The following is a 14,419-nucleotide window of genomic DNA, read 5'->3' on the forward strand; positions in this document are numbered from 1 at the left end:
CGCGGGTCCGACGCCTCGGGTGCCGAGGTCGTCACGAGCCGCGGCAGCAGCCGGCCTGCTGGGGGTCAGGGGCATCGAACAGGATGGCGTCGCCGCAGACTCCGTTTTGGGGTGGCGCTGGTCGTGTGAACCGCCGGGGGGGGGGGGGGGGGGCCCCCCGGCCGCCCCCCCCCCCCCCCACGGGGGGCCCCCCCCCCCCCCCACCCCAGCCCCGCCCCCCCCCGGGGGCCGGGGGCCGACGGGGCGGGGCGGGCGCGGGCCCCCCCCGCGGGGGGGGGCGGCCCCCCCCCGGGCCCCCCCCCCCCCCGCCTCGAGTGTGGACGCCCCGCTCGCACCTGCCTGTTCGATGCAGCGCATCGGCGGGGCCTTGGCACGATGTCCGGCCTGCGCTCAGGCGAGCGTGGTGATGACGTCGACCGGGCTGACCAAGGTGTCTCGAATGGGCGAGCGGCTCTCGACGAGGGATATGAGTTCGTCGAGCTGCTCGCGGGGGGTGTCGGGGGCGTCGACGTGGAGACGGACGCGCACCTGCTGAAGGCCGGGGCGGATCGTGGGCTCGACGCCGAGGAAGCCACGGAGGTCGATATCGCCTTCCAGCTCCAGACGGTAGGTCTTGAGCTCGATACCCTGCGCGGAGGCGAGTGCGCTTCGGTACGCCTGACCAGGGGCGGGCGGCCCTCCACAGGCGGTGCCGTTGCCATCCGTCTGTCGCGGGCGGCCGGGCAGCTCAGCCGGAAGACGCCTGCGAACCGATGAGGTCGGGTGCGCATGGCAGGGAAGCCTCCGGGCGTCACCGTCCGGAGGCCGCGTGCCGAGCGGGTGGAGCGAGTCAGTTGCGGCCGGCCATGACGCCGCCGTCGACGTCCCAGACGGCGCCGGTGACCCAGTCGGTCCTGTCCGACAGGAGGAAGGCGACGGTGGCGGCCACGTCGTCGGGGGTGCCGGTCCGGCCGATCGGGTGGAAGTCGTCGAAGCCGTCGAGGGCGGAGTCGACGTCTGACTTCGGGATGAACTCCTCGTAGATCGGGGTGCGGACGACGGCGGGGGCGACGGCGTTGACGCGGATGCCGGCCGAGGCGAGTTCCATCGCGAGGTGCTGGGTGAGGGAGTGCAGTGCGGCCTTGGCCATCGAGTACGCCGAGGACGGGGTGGCGGCGATGGCCTGGTGGGCCCACATGGAGCCGATGTTGACGATGGAGCCCTTCGCGCCGCGGGCGATGATGTGGGTGGCGACGGTCTGGGTGAGGAAGAAGAAGGCGCGGTTGATGGCCTGGTAGCGGTCGTAGTCCTCACCCGTGTGCTCCAGGAAGGACTTCGGGGCGAAGACACCGGCGGCGTTGACGAGGAGGGTGGCGTCGGCGTGCTCCTCGGTCAGGGTGGCGCCCAGGCGGTCGACGGCGGCCGGGTCGGCCAGGTCGGCCGCCAGGCCGAACGCCTTGCCGTGGATGGACAGGGCGGCCTCGGCCTCGGCGGCGCCTGCCTGGCTTCGGCCGGTGACGACGCGGTGCCGCCGGCGTCGAGGACATGACGGGCGACTGCGTAGCCCATGCCGCTGGTGCCGCCGATGACGATGACCTTCTGGCCGGTGAAGTCGAGGGTGTTGCTGGACATGTGGTGCTCCTGTTTCAGGCGGTGCGGCGTGAAGGGGATCAGGCGTAGGGGTTGCAGACGAGGTAGCCGTCGACGCGGCTGAGCCGGTCCGATTCGGGATCGGGCGGCAGCGCGTGGCCGAGGTTGTCGGCACGGACCTCGCTGATCCACTGGTCGTGCTGGTACTCGTGGTTGATCAGCGCGACCAGCAGGTGGTTCGCGACGATGGTCAGTTGGGCCGGGGCGCCGACCCTGCCGGCGGCGATGTCACCGATACGGGCGTGGACCCGTTCGGCGACGGTGTCGCGGAAGGTGGCGAGCCGTTCGACGGTGGGCAGCGTGCCACGGAACTTCTCCGGGTTCGCCGAGTCCATGAGCCCGTCGAGTTCCGGGTCCGGGCTGGGCTCGGCCGCGGTGAGGTTACGGATCATGAAGTGGGCGACATGGGCCTGGTGGCCCAGGTGCCAGCCGATGGCGCTGGAGTCCTCGTGCGGACGCCAGGTCACCTCGTCCGGGGTGAGGTCCTGCCACAGCTCGTCGGTGTAGGCGCGGGCACGGTCGTATTCGCGCAGCAGCGCCGTGAGTTCGTGCACGGGCTCAGGCGGTGTCGTAGAGGCGCACGGCGGGGGCGGCCTTCAGCAGCGGGGACAGGCCGCCGACGACATCGCGGGTGAACAGGTCGCTCGCCAGGTACGCCTTGGCATCGGCGACGGTCCGGAAACCGTGGAGGACCTGGACGTCCTCGTCGCGGACGAGGAGTTCCTTGCTGGTGGCGCCGGGGATGGTGTCGAGGAACGGCTGCTTGTACTTCTCGTACACGCCCGCGGCCGCGACGCGGTTGGCCGGATCCACCTGCAGCGTGATCTCGAGATACGCCATGGTTATGCCTCACTCGATTGGCGGAGAGGGGACGGAGCGGCGAGTGCCGCAACGTGCCTGCCAAGTTAGGCATTTCGGGAAGGGTCCGGTAGAGGATCTCTCTGAATCAGGCTATAAGCACCGCGTATGACCCTAGGGTCGGGCGGCAGCGAGACTGTCCGCGAGACGGAGCAGGTCCGGGCCGAGCGGGGAGTCGGCGTTCCAGACGGCTTCGAAGGAGATCTGTACCTCGCGGCCCTGGTCCAGCAGAGGGCGGTGGCAGACGTCGGGCGAGGTGAGCTTGGAGCGGGGGACCATCGCCGAGCCCAGGCCGAGCTTCGTCCAGTCCTCCAGGACCCGGTAGCCGGCGGCCTCACCCGGATAGGTGTTCAGGGGCATCTCGTGCGCCTGGAAGAGCTGGGTGGTGAAGGTGGTCAGGCCGCAGGTGTCGGGGACAAGGATGAACCGCTCCTTGCCGGCCTCCGCGAGTTCGACGGGGGTCGCCTCCGCCGTGTCGGGGCTGACGACGACGATCGGCTCGACGTCGATGACCCGGTGCTCGAAGCGCGGCATCGCGGCTACGGCCGGGATCAGGATGATGTCGAGTCGGCCGGCAAGCAGGCATTCGCGCAGGTCGCGCATGTTCGCCTCGCGCAGCACGAGATCGCGCGGCGTGGGAAGGCCTTGGACCATGCTGAACGCCCGGGCGACCAGGTGCGAGCCGATCAGGGGCGAGACGCCCATGCGGATCTTCTGCTCGCCGGGTTCGGTCAGGCGCCGTGCCTCCGCCGCGACAGCGTCGAGCGCGACCAGGGCACGCTCGATCAGCGGCAGGATCCGGACGCCGAACGCGGTCTGCGTCACACCGCGCGGCGAGCGGTCGAACAGCTTGTCGCCCAGACGCTCCTCCAGCTTGGCGATGCCATTCGACAGAGCGGGCTGCGTGACCCCGTACGCCCGCGCGGCGGCGCTGAACGACTTGGTCTGCGCGACCGCTTGCGCATACCTGAGCCCTTCGACATTCAGGCGGTCCATCGTCATAGCCACGGCTTATCGCTCCATTCACTGAGGTCCCCTACCGGGCCCGACTGCCTCCGCCTACGGTTGGACTCCTGCTCATGCAGCATAACCAGCAGCTATATTGCCCAGTCCACCGTGCAGCACCTCACCGACTACTCGCTCTTCGGCCACCGCCTCTACCGACGGCCGACGCTCGACGGCCGCCTGCACTGGGCGTCGACCGAGACGGCGACCGCGTACGCCGGACACATCGAAGGCGCCCTCGCCGCCGGAGAGCGCGCGGCGCAGAGCGTCCTCGCAGTGCCCGCCGGCGCGAACGATGTCACCCTCGGCATCACCGCACCCAGCAGGTGAACCACCGGACCGACGCCCGGAGCGGCTGCGGATCGGCGCGCGGACTCCGTACGACTCACCGCACGCGGTGCCGCGCTCCTCGGCCGTGCCAGGCTTCCTCACACATCGCGACACCGCCGTCCCGGAAGAGAGAGATGACCAGCACCGCACCCGCCGGAACGACGCCCCTCATAACCGACCCGGCCCAGGCACAGCGGCGCGTCCTGCGCGTCCTGGTCGCCTCCCAGGTCCTCAGCGGCGCCGGGCTCGCCGCCGGCGTCACCGTCGGCGCGCTCCTCGCCCAGGACATGCTCGGCACTACCGCCCTCGCCGGCCTGCCCAGCGCCCTGCTCACCGCCGGATCCGCCCTCGCGGCCGTAACCGTCGGCCGCATCTCCCAGGCCCGCGGCCGACGCCCCGGCCTGGCCGCCGGATACCTCACTGGGGCGATCGGCTCGGCCGGCGTCATCGCCGCAGCCGTCCTCGACAGTCCCGTCCTGCTGTTCCTCGCCCTGTTCGTGTACGGCGCGGGCACCGCCACCAACCTGCAGGCGCGCTACGCCGGAGCCGACCTCGCCGCCCCCGGCCACCGCGCCCGCGCGGTCTCCACCGTCCTGGTCGCCACCACCCTCGGCGGCGTCGCGGGACCCAACCTCGCCGCCCCCACCGGCACCTTCGCCGAGCACCTCGGCATCCCGAACCTCGCCGGTCCGTTCATGCTCTCCGGTGCCGCCTACACGCTCGCCGCACTCGTCCTCGCCCTGTGGCTGAGACCGGACCCCCTGCTGATGGCCCGCACCCTGGCCGAGGCCGAGGAAGACGACACCTCGACCGCCCCGGTCACCACCGCCACCACCGCCACCGACAGCGCCTCGGCGGACGGCCTCGTAGGCGTGGTCATCGGTGCGCTCGTCATGGTCCTCAGCCAGCTCGTCATGGTCGCGATCATGACGATGACGCCGGTCCACATGCGCGACCACGGCCACGGCACCGCCGCCTCCGGCCTCGTCATCGCCATCCACATCGGCGCCATGTACCTGCCCTCCCCCTTGACCGGCTGGCTCGTCGACCGCTACGGCCGCATGAAGATCGCGGCCTCCTGCGGCATCACCCTCCTGGCATCCGGCGTCCTCGCCGCCGCGGCCCCCGGTGACTCGATCGCCCTCCTCGCGCTCGCTCTGGCCCTGCTCGGCATCGGCTGGAACTTCGGCCTCGTCTCCGGCACCGCGATCATCACCGACACCGTCCCGCTCGCCACCCGCGCCAAGACCCAGGGCCTGGTCGACGTCTCCATCGCCATCGCCGGCGCCACCGGCGGCATGACCTCCGGCATCATGGTCGCCGCCACCAGCTATCCCGCCCTCGCCCTCACCGGCGGCTTCCTCTCCCTCTCCCTCCTGCCCGCCGTCGCCGCTACCGCCTACCGCCGATGAGCCGGATGAACCACCAGATACCTGTTCCAGACATCACCGTCGCCGACTCGTCCTCCAGGCCCCGGCTCCCGTCATCGCGAAGGCGCTCGGCTACCACGACAAGGCCGCCACCCGTCTGGTCACCGAAGCCGGAGGAACACGGAGTCGATACGCCCCCGGCGACCACCAGCGATGAAAGCGCGGTACTCATGCCGGGTCCGCTGGGCCTCGTCTGTCCTCGACATGGACGACGTGGAGAGCGGTGCCGTCCCGGTGACGCTTGGAACGTCCGAACAGGCCGACACTGATCTGCGACTGATCCTGAGGCTCATCGGGGCCGACATAGGTAAGGACGTCGTTGTGATGCCCGGTGACGACCCATCCCTCGACGTCCTCGGGGTCGATCACCCCGAAGTCTCCTGCCGAAGATCCGGCATGCGCAGGGCCGAACTTCTTCAGGATCTCGGTGGCCTGTTCGGCAAGCTCCCCTTCCGGAGCGGTCAGTACGACACAAGTGCCATGCTCGAACAGCACCCACGACGTGCGAGGGTCAGCGAGAAGCCGCTGCCAGACGTCTACAAGTATCTCGGTGTCCATGGCGGTCATCATGCCGCAGAGCACTGACACAGGGTGACGATCGACCGGCGGCTGCGGCGCATACGCGACTCCTGAACTTGCGGGCCCACCAGCCCCAAGGCCGGATGACACGGAGGCGGGCGAGCCGGGGCCCCCCGACCGGCAGAGCGCGTCCATGCGGGTGGCAAACGCGGCCGGGGCAAGCCGACTCCGCCATGAGCGGCGTTGTACAGGGCACCCCTCCACCCCCTAGGGAAAGGTCGTCCCATGCGCCGTACCGCGCTGCTCGCCGTCTGTGCTCTCATCACCGCCGCCGCGACCGGCTTCCTCGCCACCACCGCCATCCGCAACCGCTGACGCGCCGGCGTCCCTTCGACCGGCATCGGCCCCGGCACCAGGGCCGATGCCGGCCCGCCGAAATCGAGCCCCGCATTGGCATAGACCTGACACTCTCGTCGGGCTAGGCTCTGCCGCGCACACTTGAGAGCGCTCTCACCCGACCGCTGTTCCACCCCCACTCACTGGAACGACGAAGGGCAACTCCCATGAGACGCACGAGGCTCAAGCACGTCGGCCTGGCCGTACTCCTGACACTCGCCGGACTCGGCGGCGCGGGCGCCGTCCCCGCGGCGGCGAGCGGCACCGGGACCACGGCCTCCGCTACGCCGGCCACCGGCGACGCCCCCGCCTCGGACGGTCTGCTCCACGCCATGCAGCGGGAGTTCGGACTCACCGAGGAAGAGGCAACAGCCCGGCTCGCGGCCGAACAGACCGCCACCGCACTCGAACCCGCCGTGCGCCGTGCGGCGGGTGCCACCTACGCGGGGTCGTGGTTCGACGCCGCCGACGGCCGCCTCACGGTGGCCGTCACCGCGAAGTCCTCGCCGGCCACCCGCGCGGCGATCCGCGCCAAGGGGGCCGGTGTCCGCGTCGTCGAGCACAGCGCACGGCGGCTGGACGCGGCGAAGTCCCGCATCGACGAGCTCTCCGCACCGTCGGCGGTGGGCGGCTGGCACGTGGACCCGAAGGCGAACGCCGTCGTGGTCACGGTCGTCCGCGACCGACGCTCCGACAACGATGTCCAGCGGTTCCTGACGCGGGCCCGTGCCGCCGGCCCGGTCACCGTGGAGACGGTCACCTCGGCCCCGCGCACCTTCGCCGCGGGCACGGTCGGCGGCGACCCGTACTACACCGGCAACGTCCGCTGTTCCATCGGCTTCTCGGTGTACGGCGGGTTCGTCACCGCCGGACACTGCGGTCGGGCCGGGGCGGGCGTCCGGGGCTGGGACGGCACCTACGTCGGCGCCTTCCAGGGCTCCTCGTTCCCGGGCGACGACTACGCCTGGGTGAACGTGGGCAGCGGCTGGTGGACCGTACCGGTCGTACTGGGCTGGGGCACGGTGTCCGACCAGCTCGTCCGCGGTTCGGCCGAGGCTCCCGTGGGCGCCTCCGTCTGCCGCTCCGGCTCCACCACGCACTGGCACTGCGGCACCGTCCTGGCCAGGAACGAGACCGTCAACTACAGCCAGGGCGCGGTGTACCAGATGACCAAGACCAGCGTCTGCGCCGAACCCGGCGACTCCGGCGGGTCGTTCATCAGCGGCGACCAGGCACAGGGGGTCACCTCCGGCGGCTGGGGCAACTGCTCCGGCGGCGGCGAGACGTGGTTCCAGCCGGTGAACGAGATCCTCAGCCGCTACGGACTCACCCTGCACACCTACTGACCGCGCACGCATCACCTCGGGAGGAGTCACGCGCGTCCCGGTCGGCCGGCCCGCGCCCGGTCGCCGCACCGGGACGCGCACCCCTCTCCCACCTAAATCGTTTCACACCCTCAGTAGATCCAATTCAGACCGAAGCATTGACCGTGTTCGCGCGGAGCCTTAGCCTCCGGAAAATCTGATTGAAACCTTTCACACACCGAGGGTGCACATGTCCCGGGATCTGTCGCGTCGAAGACTCCTCCAGCTCGGCGGCGCCACCGCGGCCTCGGTCGTGCTGGCCGGCCCCGCGGCGTCCGCAGCCGAGGGGCCGCGTGCCGCCGCACCGCCCGGCAGGCCCCCCGCGCCCACCGGTACGCTGGCCGACCTGCTGCCGCGGGCCCTCGCCACGAGCGCCGGAGAGCGCCCCCGGTTCAGCTGGCAGGTGCCCGACTTCGGCGCCGGTACCCTCCAGCAGGCCTACCAGCTGCAACTGGCCGCCACCCCCGACGGTTTCGAGGACGGGCGGATCGTCTGGGACTCCGGGAAGCGGAAGTCCGCCGACTCCACCGCCGTACCGTACGCCGGACCGCCGCTGCGGCCCCGTACCGCCTACTGGTGGCGGGTCGCCGGCTGGGGCGACAAGCGGTCCGCCTGGTCGAAGCCCGCCCTGCTCGCGACCTCGGTCGAGGACGAGTGGCAGGCCGAGCCGATCTGGGTGCCGGCCGGGCCGGTCATGACCGACGGCACCGTCTCCGCGCGCCTGAAGATCACCGCCGTGGCCGCCGGGCTGTGGTTCCGTGCCACGAGCACCTCGTACAACTACATGTGGCAACTGCGCGCCGGCAGCCCCGGCGTCCTGCGCAAGCACGTGTGCGTGAACGGCACGTACACCGTCCTCGGCGAGGTACGGCTGCCGTTCGCCGTCGCCACCGGACAATGGGTCGACTTCGCCGTCACCACGCGCGGTTCCACCTTCACCACGACCGTCGACGGCGCCGTCGTGGACACCACCACCGACACCCGCTACGCCTCCGGCAACATCGGCCTGCGCAACGGCTCCACCGAGTCCCAGGTCTACGACCGGGTCAGCTTCACCGCCGCCGACGGCACCGTCCTCCTCGACGACGACTTCGCCTCCGACAAGGGCACCTTCTCCGCGGGCACGGTCTCCGGCGGCACGCTCACCTTCCCGGCCGGGGCCTCCTCGCTCTCCTCCTACGGGGTCGACGACACCTGGGCGCTGCTGCGGCACGAGTACGCCACCGACACCGGGAAGAAGGTGGCCGCCGCCGTGCTCTACGTCGCCGCCACCTCGCCCGGTCCCGCCCGTCAGTACGTGGCGAAGGTGTGGAGCAACGGCACGGTGGCCGGGTACGCCTCCGTGCGGTCCGGTACCGGCACGGCGTACCAGGCGTTCGACCTCACCTCCACCGTGCGCGACGGCGGGGCGAACGCGCTCGCCGCGCTGTGCTGGACCACGTCGGAACAGAGGTTCCTGGCCCAGCTGGAGATCACCTACACCGACGGCAGCCGCACCACGGTCGCCTCGGGGGACCACTGGAAGGCGCGCCGCCAGGCCGGGTTGCTGCCGGCGAAGGGCAGCGCGGGCAGCAGCTACTACACCGTCCCGCAGGAGTACTGGGACCTGCGGCAGGAGCCCGTCGGCTGGACTTCGCCCGGCTTCGACGACGGCGACTGGCTCACCCCGGTCGTCCGCACCGCGATCGCCGGTCTCGTGCCGGCGCAGATCGAGCCGGTACGGCTCCACGACGTCACGCCCGCCTCCGTCACCAGGGTCGCCGACGGCCGCTGGCTGGTGGACCTCGGCCGGGAGATCGTCGGCGGGCTCGCCCTGGAGGTCACCGGCGCCGCGGGCGACACCGTCGAGGTGCGCCTCGGTGAGGAGCTCAACGCCGACGGCACCGTCAGGTACCAGCTGCGCGCCACCAACACCTACCGCGAGGTGTGGACGCTGCGCGACGGCGGCCAGCGCTTCGAGCACTGGGGATACCGCGGCTTCCGCTGGGCCGAACTGCGCACGTCGCTGGACCTGTCCGCGGCCCTCGTCACCGGGCGGGCCTGGCGTCTGGACTGGGACGACACGGACGCCTCCTTCCACAGCTCCGACCCCGCCCTGAACCGGGTCTGGGAGCTGTGCCGGTACTCCATCGAGGCCACCCGCGGGGATCTCTACACCGACACCCCCACCCGGGAACGCGGCCCCTACGAGGGCGACGCGCTGATCAACCAGCTCTCCGAGTACGGCGTCCAGCGCTCCTACGCCCTGGCCCGCTGGTCGAACGACTACCTGGTGCGCCAGGGCACCTGGCCCACCGAGTACCGGCTGATGTGCGCGCTCTCCGCCTGGGAGGACTACCTCGCCACCGGCGACGACCGCCTGCTCGCCAAGGACTACGACCTGCTCGCGGCCAAGAACCTCACCGCCCACCTGGACTCCCGGGGGCTGGTCCGCAAGGCGCCCGGCAGCACCAGCCAGGACCTGGGCGACCTGGTCGACTGGCCGGCCGCGAGCCGGGACGGGTACGTCTTCACGAACGTCAACACGGTCGTCAACGCCTTCCAGTACGCGGCCTTCGACGCCCTGGCCGAGTGCGCCGGCGCGCTGGGCCGGGACGACGAGGCCACGGCCCTGCGCGCACGGGCCGACACCCTCGCCACGGCCATGCGCGCCACCCTGCTCGACAGCACGGCCGGCCGCTTCCTCGACGGCGAGGGCACCACCCACAGCGCCCAGCACGCCACCGCCTTCCCGGTCGCGCTCGGCATCGCCGACGCCCTCGACGACGAGGTGCGCACCCGGCTCGGGGACACCCTCGCCGCGGGCGGCATGCGGACGAGCGTGTACGGGGCGCAGTTCCTCCTCGACGCCCTCTTCCGGCTCGGCCGCGCCGACGCCGCGCTCGCGCTGCTCACCTCCACGGCCACCCACTCGTGGCTGCACATGCTCGACGAGCTGAAGGCCACCATCGTCACGGAGGCCTGGGATCCCGCGCTGAAGTCCAACATGACGCTCTCCCACGCCTGGGCATCCGCTCCGGCCAACGCCATCGCCCGGCACGTGCTCGGCGTCCGCGTCACCTCCCCCGGCGCGGCCGCCTTCCTGATCCGCCCCAGGACCGGTGCCCTGACCGACGTGGCGGGCACGGTGCCGTCCGTGCGCGGCCCGGTCGACATCGCCGTGCACCGCTCGGCCGGTGCCCATACGACACGGGTGACGGTGCCGCCCAACTCCCGTGCCGTGCTGGAGGTGGAGATCGGCGACGCGGACCCGGCCCGGTACCGGGTGACGGCGACGGCACCCGGCCGCCGGGGGCGGGTGGAGGCCCGCCCGTTCACCGATCTCACCGGTACGGTGCTGCGGATCGGGCCCCTCGGCTCGGGCACGGCGGAGGTCGAGCGCACGGGTTCCTGACGGCGGGGCCCCGGGTCACGGCCCGGGGCCCGCTTGGCCGCCGTCGCGGAGAACTCCTGCGAAAGAACGCCCAAACTCTCGACACGCCTGGGGTAACCAGCGGTAACTTCTGGCATGTTCCCACCACAACCGCTTTCCCTCCCCAGGAGACACACCCCCATGCGCAGACTCCTCGCCTGCCTGGCGACGGCAGCCGCCGCCCTCGGCGGGCTCACCGCGGCCGCCCCGTCCGCGGCGGCCGCAGACTCGGGTACGTTCAGCGTGCTCAGCTACAACGTGGCGGGCCTGCCCGAGGCCATCTCCAGCGCGCCGACGCCCCGCGAGTCCAGCACCACGGCGATCGGCCAGCGGATAGCCCCGTACGACGTCGTCCACGTCCAGGAGGACTTCAACTACCACGCCTACCTCTACGCCGCCGACACCGCCCACGCCTACCGCACCGCCACCAGCGGCGGGGCCGGCATCGGCAGCGGACTCAACACCCTGTCGAAGACGGCCTACGACGCGGACGACTTCGAGCGGGTCGGCTGGAACTCCTGCACCTACGGCTCGGGCGACTGCCTGACCCCCAAGGGCTTCACCTTCATGCGCGAACGCCTCGCCGAGGGCGTCTACGTCGACTTCTACAACCTGCACACCAACGCCGGCACCAACGCCGACGACCTCGCCGCCCGCGCCGACAACCTCGCCCAGCTGACCGACTTCATCGCCACGCACTCCGCCGGCAACGCGGTCGTGGTCATGGGCGACACCAACACCCGCTACACCCGCAGCGGCGACACCATCGCCGAGTTCGCCGCCGCCAACGGCCTCACCGACGCCTGGGTCCAGCTGATCCGCGGCGGCACCGCGCCCGCCAAGGGAAGCGACGCCCTGGTCTGCGACCAGACCGGGACGACCGTCCCCAACACCTGCGAGGTCGTCGACAAGGTCCTCTACCGCGGCAGCACACTCGTCTCGCTCACCGCGACCTCGTACAACAACGAGCACGCCAAGTTCCTCACCGACGCCGGGCTCATGCTCTCCGACCACGACCCGATCACCGTCGGTTTCTCCTGGTCGCGCAACTCCGCCTTCCAGCTCAGCGAGCAGTTCGGCGGGCCCCACAGCTCCTACTTCAACGACATCGACAGCGTCCCGGCCGGCGCCCGCGCCACCACCGTCGCCCTGCGCTCCGGCTCCCGCGTCGACCAGATGAGCCTCACCCTGACGGGCGGCACCAGGCTCGCCCACGGCGGCACCGGCGGCACCGCCTCCTCACTGACCCTGGGCAGCGGCGAGTACGTGACCACCGCCTATCTGTGCCAGGGCCAGAAGGACGGCCATACCCGCATCTTCTACGCCAAGTTCACCACCAACCTCGGCAACACCCTGGCCGGCGGCAGCACGACCTCCGACTGCGTCACCCGTACCGCCCCCTCCGGCTGGCAGATCGCCGGATTCCACGGACGTTCCGGGGACGAGGTCGACAAGATCGGCTTCATCTACACCCGGCGCTGAACCGGCCGACGGGCATGGCCCTGCGCGCACCGACCGCACCCACGACGCACGAGGTGCTCGACGCGCACAGGGCCGTGCCCCGCGCCGACCCGCTCAGCCCTTGACGGCGGAGCTGGCCACGCCCTGGACGAACCAGCGCTGGAAGAAGGCGAAGACGATCAGTACGGGCAGGACGAGGAGGACGCCGAAGGCGAGGATCTGGCCCCAGTCCGGGGGCAACTGGGCCTGGAACACGCTCATCTCCAGCGGCAGCGGACGCACCGAGGGGTCGGAGACCATCAGGACCGGCCAGAGGAAGGACCCCCACTGGGTGAGGAAGGTCAGGATGGCCACCGAGGCGAAGGCGGGCTTCGACATCGGCACGATGATCGCGAAGAAGGTGCGCCAGGGTCCCGCGCCGTCCAGGCGGGCGGCTTCCTCGATGCTCGGCGGGATCGAGCGGAAGAACGTGTGGAACTGGTAGACCGAGAACGCGTTGGCGATGAACGGGACGGCCTGGACGAAGAGCGTGTTGCGCTGGCCGTTGAACATGTAGAAGAGCGGGACGGCCACCGACTCGAACGGGACCAGCATCAGCAGCAGAACCAGGGTGAAGACGGCGTCGCGGCCGCGCCACCTCAGCCGTGACAGCCCGTACGCCGCCATGGAGTTGACGAACAGGCCGCCGGTCACCACCACGAACGCCAGCAGCAGCGAGACACCCATGAAGCGCCAGAAGTAGCCGGTGCTGTCGGAGTCGAGACTGTCGAGGACGGCCGTGTAGTTGTCGAAGGACAGGTGGGTGGGCAGGAACCCGGAGAGGCCGTTCAGCACCTCGTCGGACGGCTTGAGGCTGCCCATGAACAGGTAGAGGACGGGCAGCACGAAGACGAACGCCAGCACGGAGAGGACGGCGTAGTCGAGGAAGCGGCGCAGGGGCGGACGGGTGAGGCCCGTGTCGGTGCTCATGGTCAGTCCTCGTTGTCGGGCCGGACGACGCGGCGCTGGATGAGGGTCAGGGCGACGACGATCAGGAAGAAGACGACGGTGATCGCGGACGCCTGGCCGACGTTGTTCTGGTCGAAGGCGGTGGTGACGGCCTGGTACATCACGGTGCGGGCCGCGTCCTCGTCGAGGCCGCCGCCGCGGATGAGGACGTAGACCTGGTCGAAGACCCGGAAGGAGAGCACCGAGGTCAGCATGGCGACGAAGACGAGGGTGCCGCGGATGCCGGGCAGGGTGACGTGGCGGAACTGCTGCCAGCGGCTCGCGCGGTCGAGTTCGGCGGCCTCGTAGAGCTCGCCCGGGATCTGCTGGAGGCCGGCGAGCAGGATGACCATCTGGAAGCCGACGCCCTGCCAGACGGACAGCACGATGACCGAGGCCATCGCGGTGGCGGAGTCGCCGAGCCAGTCGAAGGCGCCCCAGTTGCCGAAACTCACCGCGTGCAGTGCGGAGTTGAGCATGCCCTGGTCGCTGCGGGCGAGGATGAGCCGCCAGATCACGGCGACCAGCGCCATGGGGAAGACCACCGGCATGAAGAAGAGGGACCGGAAGACCCCGATCGCCTTGAGCTTGCGGTTGAGCAGGATCGCCAGCCCGAGTGCCAGGCCCGCCTGCACGGGCACGACCACTACGGCGAAGGTCAGGTTGTTCAGCAGGGCGCGCAGGAAGGGACCGGACAGGTCGGGGTCGGTGAACAGCCGCCGGTACTGCTCCAGTCCGAAGAACGTGGGTGCGAGCGGCGAGCCCAGGCGGACGTTGTAGAAGGAGAGGACGACGGCGTAGCCGAACGGGATGCCGACGAAGGCGATGAGTCCGGCGACGGCGGGCGTGGACATGAGCAGTCCGTGCAACCAGTCGCGGTCCTTGCGCACGGAGCGCGCCGGACGCGCGGGCTTGACGGCGGTCACGGGTGGGGCCTTCTCCCGAGCGTGAGGCGCGGCGTGCGCCGGTTCTACGGAGGTCACGGATGGGTCCTGTTCCCGGCGGGGGCGGACGCGGGCCCGCCCCCG

General features: G+C 71.1%; 13 protein-coding genes. 5 read left to right on the top strand and 8 right to left on the bottom strand.

Annotation, left to right across the window (positions count from 1 at the left end):
- Positions 1-390 precede the first annotated feature (390 nt).
- The 5 genes from ACFY30_RS19505 to ACFY30_RS19525 form a co-directional block, all read right to left on the bottom strand.
- Positions 391-726 (bottom strand): OsmC family protein, encoded by a 336-nt coding sequence (locus tag ACFY30_RS19505; RefSeq protein WP_390846510.1) that lies wholly within the window; start codon positions 724-726, stop codon positions 391-393.
- 103 nt (positions 727-829) lie between these two features.
- Positions 830-1,744 (bottom strand): SDR family NAD(P)-dependent oxidoreductase, encoded by a 915-nt coding sequence (locus ACFY30_RS19510; protein ID WP_390846402.1) that lies wholly within the window; start codon positions 1,742-1,744, stop codon positions 830-832.
- Positions 1,650-2,183: a DinB family protein gene (locus ACFY30_RS19515; RefSeq protein ID WP_390846403.1), complete on the bottom strand. Its 534-nt coding sequence runs from the start codon at positions 2,181-2,183 to the stop codon at positions 1,650-1,652. Before ACFY30_RS19515 ends, ACFY30_RS19510 begins: the two co-directional genes overlap by 95 nt.
- A gap of 4 nt (positions 2,184-2,187) precedes the next feature.
- Positions 2,188-2,469 (bottom strand): hypothetical protein, encoded by a 282-nt coding sequence (locus ACFY30_RS19520; protein ID WP_390846404.1) that lies wholly within the window; start codon positions 2,467-2,469, stop codon positions 2,188-2,190.
- A 132-nt stretch (positions 2,470-2,601) separates the two neighbouring features.
- A complete protein-coding gene (locus ACFY30_RS19525; RefSeq protein ID WP_390846511.1) occupies positions 2,602-3,489 on the bottom strand; it encodes a LysR family transcriptional regulator in 888 nt (295 codons plus the stop codon).
- Between the two features lie 114 nt (positions 3,490-3,603).
- Between ACFY30_RS19525 and ACFY30_RS19530 the strand changes: the two genes are divergently transcribed.
- Together ACFY30_RS19530 and ACFY30_RS19535 are read left to right on the top strand one after the other, a co-directional pair.
- Positions 3,604-3,822: an FAD-dependent oxidoreductase gene (locus tag ACFY30_RS19530; protein WP_390846405.1), complete on the top strand. Its 219-nt coding sequence runs from the start codon at positions 3,604-3,606 to the stop codon at positions 3,820-3,822.
- Between the two features lie 134 nt (positions 3,823-3,956).
- Positions 3,957-5,234, top strand: a complete 1,278-nt coding sequence (locus tag ACFY30_RS19535) for an MFS transporter (RefSeq protein ID WP_390846406.1) — start codon at positions 3,957-3,959, stop codon at positions 5,232-5,234.
- A gap of 186 nt (positions 5,235-5,420) precedes the next feature.
- Here ACFY30_RS19535 and ACFY30_RS19540 read toward each other — a convergent pair whose 3' ends face one another.
- Positions 5,421-5,819 carry a hypothetical protein gene (locus ACFY30_RS19540; protein ID WP_390846512.1) on the bottom strand — a complete coding sequence of 133 codons (399 nt, stop codon included), beginning with the start codon at positions 5,817-5,819 and terminating at the stop codon, positions 5,421-5,423.
- Between the two features lie 515 nt (positions 5,820-6,334).
- Here ACFY30_RS19540 and ACFY30_RS19545 point away from each other — a divergent pair.
- From ACFY30_RS19545 to ACFY30_RS19555, 3 genes are all read left to right on the top strand, one after another.
- Positions 6,335-7,513: a S1 family peptidase gene (locus tag ACFY30_RS19545; protein ID WP_390846407.1), complete on the top strand. Its 1,179-nt coding sequence runs from the start codon at positions 6,335-6,337 to the stop codon at positions 7,511-7,513.
- Between the two features lie 208 nt (positions 7,514-7,721).
- A complete protein-coding gene (locus tag ACFY30_RS19550; RefSeq protein WP_390846408.1) occupies positions 7,722-10,925 on the top strand; it encodes a family 78 glycoside hydrolase catalytic domain in 3,204 nt (1,067 codons plus the stop codon).
- A gap of 159 nt (positions 10,926-11,084) precedes the next feature.
- Entirely contained in the window at positions 11,085-12,425 is a 1,341-nt protein-coding gene (locus tag ACFY30_RS19555) for a jacalin-like lectin (RefSeq protein ID WP_390846409.1), read from the top strand.
- 93 nt (positions 12,426-12,518) lie between these two features.
- On the opposite strand, the gene ACFY30_RS19560 is transcribed toward ACFY30_RS19555, so the two are convergent.
- The gene (locus ACFY30_RS19560) at positions 12,519-13,373 is read right to left on the bottom strand and encodes a carbohydrate ABC transporter permease (protein WP_390846410.1); all 855 of its coding nucleotides are present in this window, start codon (positions 13,371-13,373) and stop codon (positions 12,519-12,521) included.
- Positions 13,374-13,375: 2 nt separating this feature from the next.
- Positions 13,376-14,374: a carbohydrate ABC transporter permease gene (locus tag ACFY30_RS19565; protein ID WP_390846411.1), complete on the bottom strand. Its 999-nt coding sequence runs from the start codon at positions 14,372-14,374 to the stop codon at positions 13,376-13,378.
- Between the last annotated feature and the right edge of the window lie 45 nt (positions 14,375-14,419).

This window comes from Streptomyces sp. NPDC000345, assembly GCF_042898825.1.
GTDB lineage: Bacteria > Actinomycetota > Actinomycetes > Streptomycetales > Streptomycetaceae > Streptomyces.

Excerpts from the sequence above, each read along its gene's own strand:
- ACFY30_RS19520 (WP_390846404.1), bottom strand. The coding sequence starts at position 2,469 with ATGGCGTATCTCGAGATCACGCTGCAGGTGGATCCGGCCAACCGCGTC.
- ACFY30_RS19525 (WP_390846511.1), bottom strand. The coding sequence starts at position 3,489 with ATGACGATGGACCGCCTGAATGTCGAAGGGCTCAGGTATGCGCAAGCG.
- ACFY30_RS19535 (WP_390846406.1), top strand. The coding sequence starts at position 3,957 with ATGACCAGCACCGCACCCGCCGGAACGACGCCCCTCATAACCGACCCG.
- ACFY30_RS19540 (WP_390846512.1), bottom strand. The coding sequence starts at position 5,819 with ATGACCGCCATGGACACCGAGATACTTGTAGACGTCTGGCAGCGGCTT.
- ACFY30_RS19545 (WP_390846407.1), top strand. The coding sequence starts at position 6,335 with ATGAGACGCACGAGGCTCAAGCACGTCGGCCTGGCCGTACTCCTGACA.
- ACFY30_RS19550 (WP_390846408.1), top strand. The coding sequence starts at position 7,722 with ATGTCCCGGGATCTGTCGCGTCGAAGACTCCTCCAGCTCGGCGGCGCC.
- ACFY30_RS19555 (WP_390846409.1), top strand. The coding sequence starts at position 11,085 with ATGCGCAGACTCCTCGCCTGCCTGGCGACGGCAGCCGCCGCCCTCGGC.
- ACFY30_RS19560 (WP_390846410.1), bottom strand. The coding sequence starts at position 13,373 with ATGAGCACCGACACGGGCCTCACCCGTCCGCCCCTGCGCCGCTTCCTC.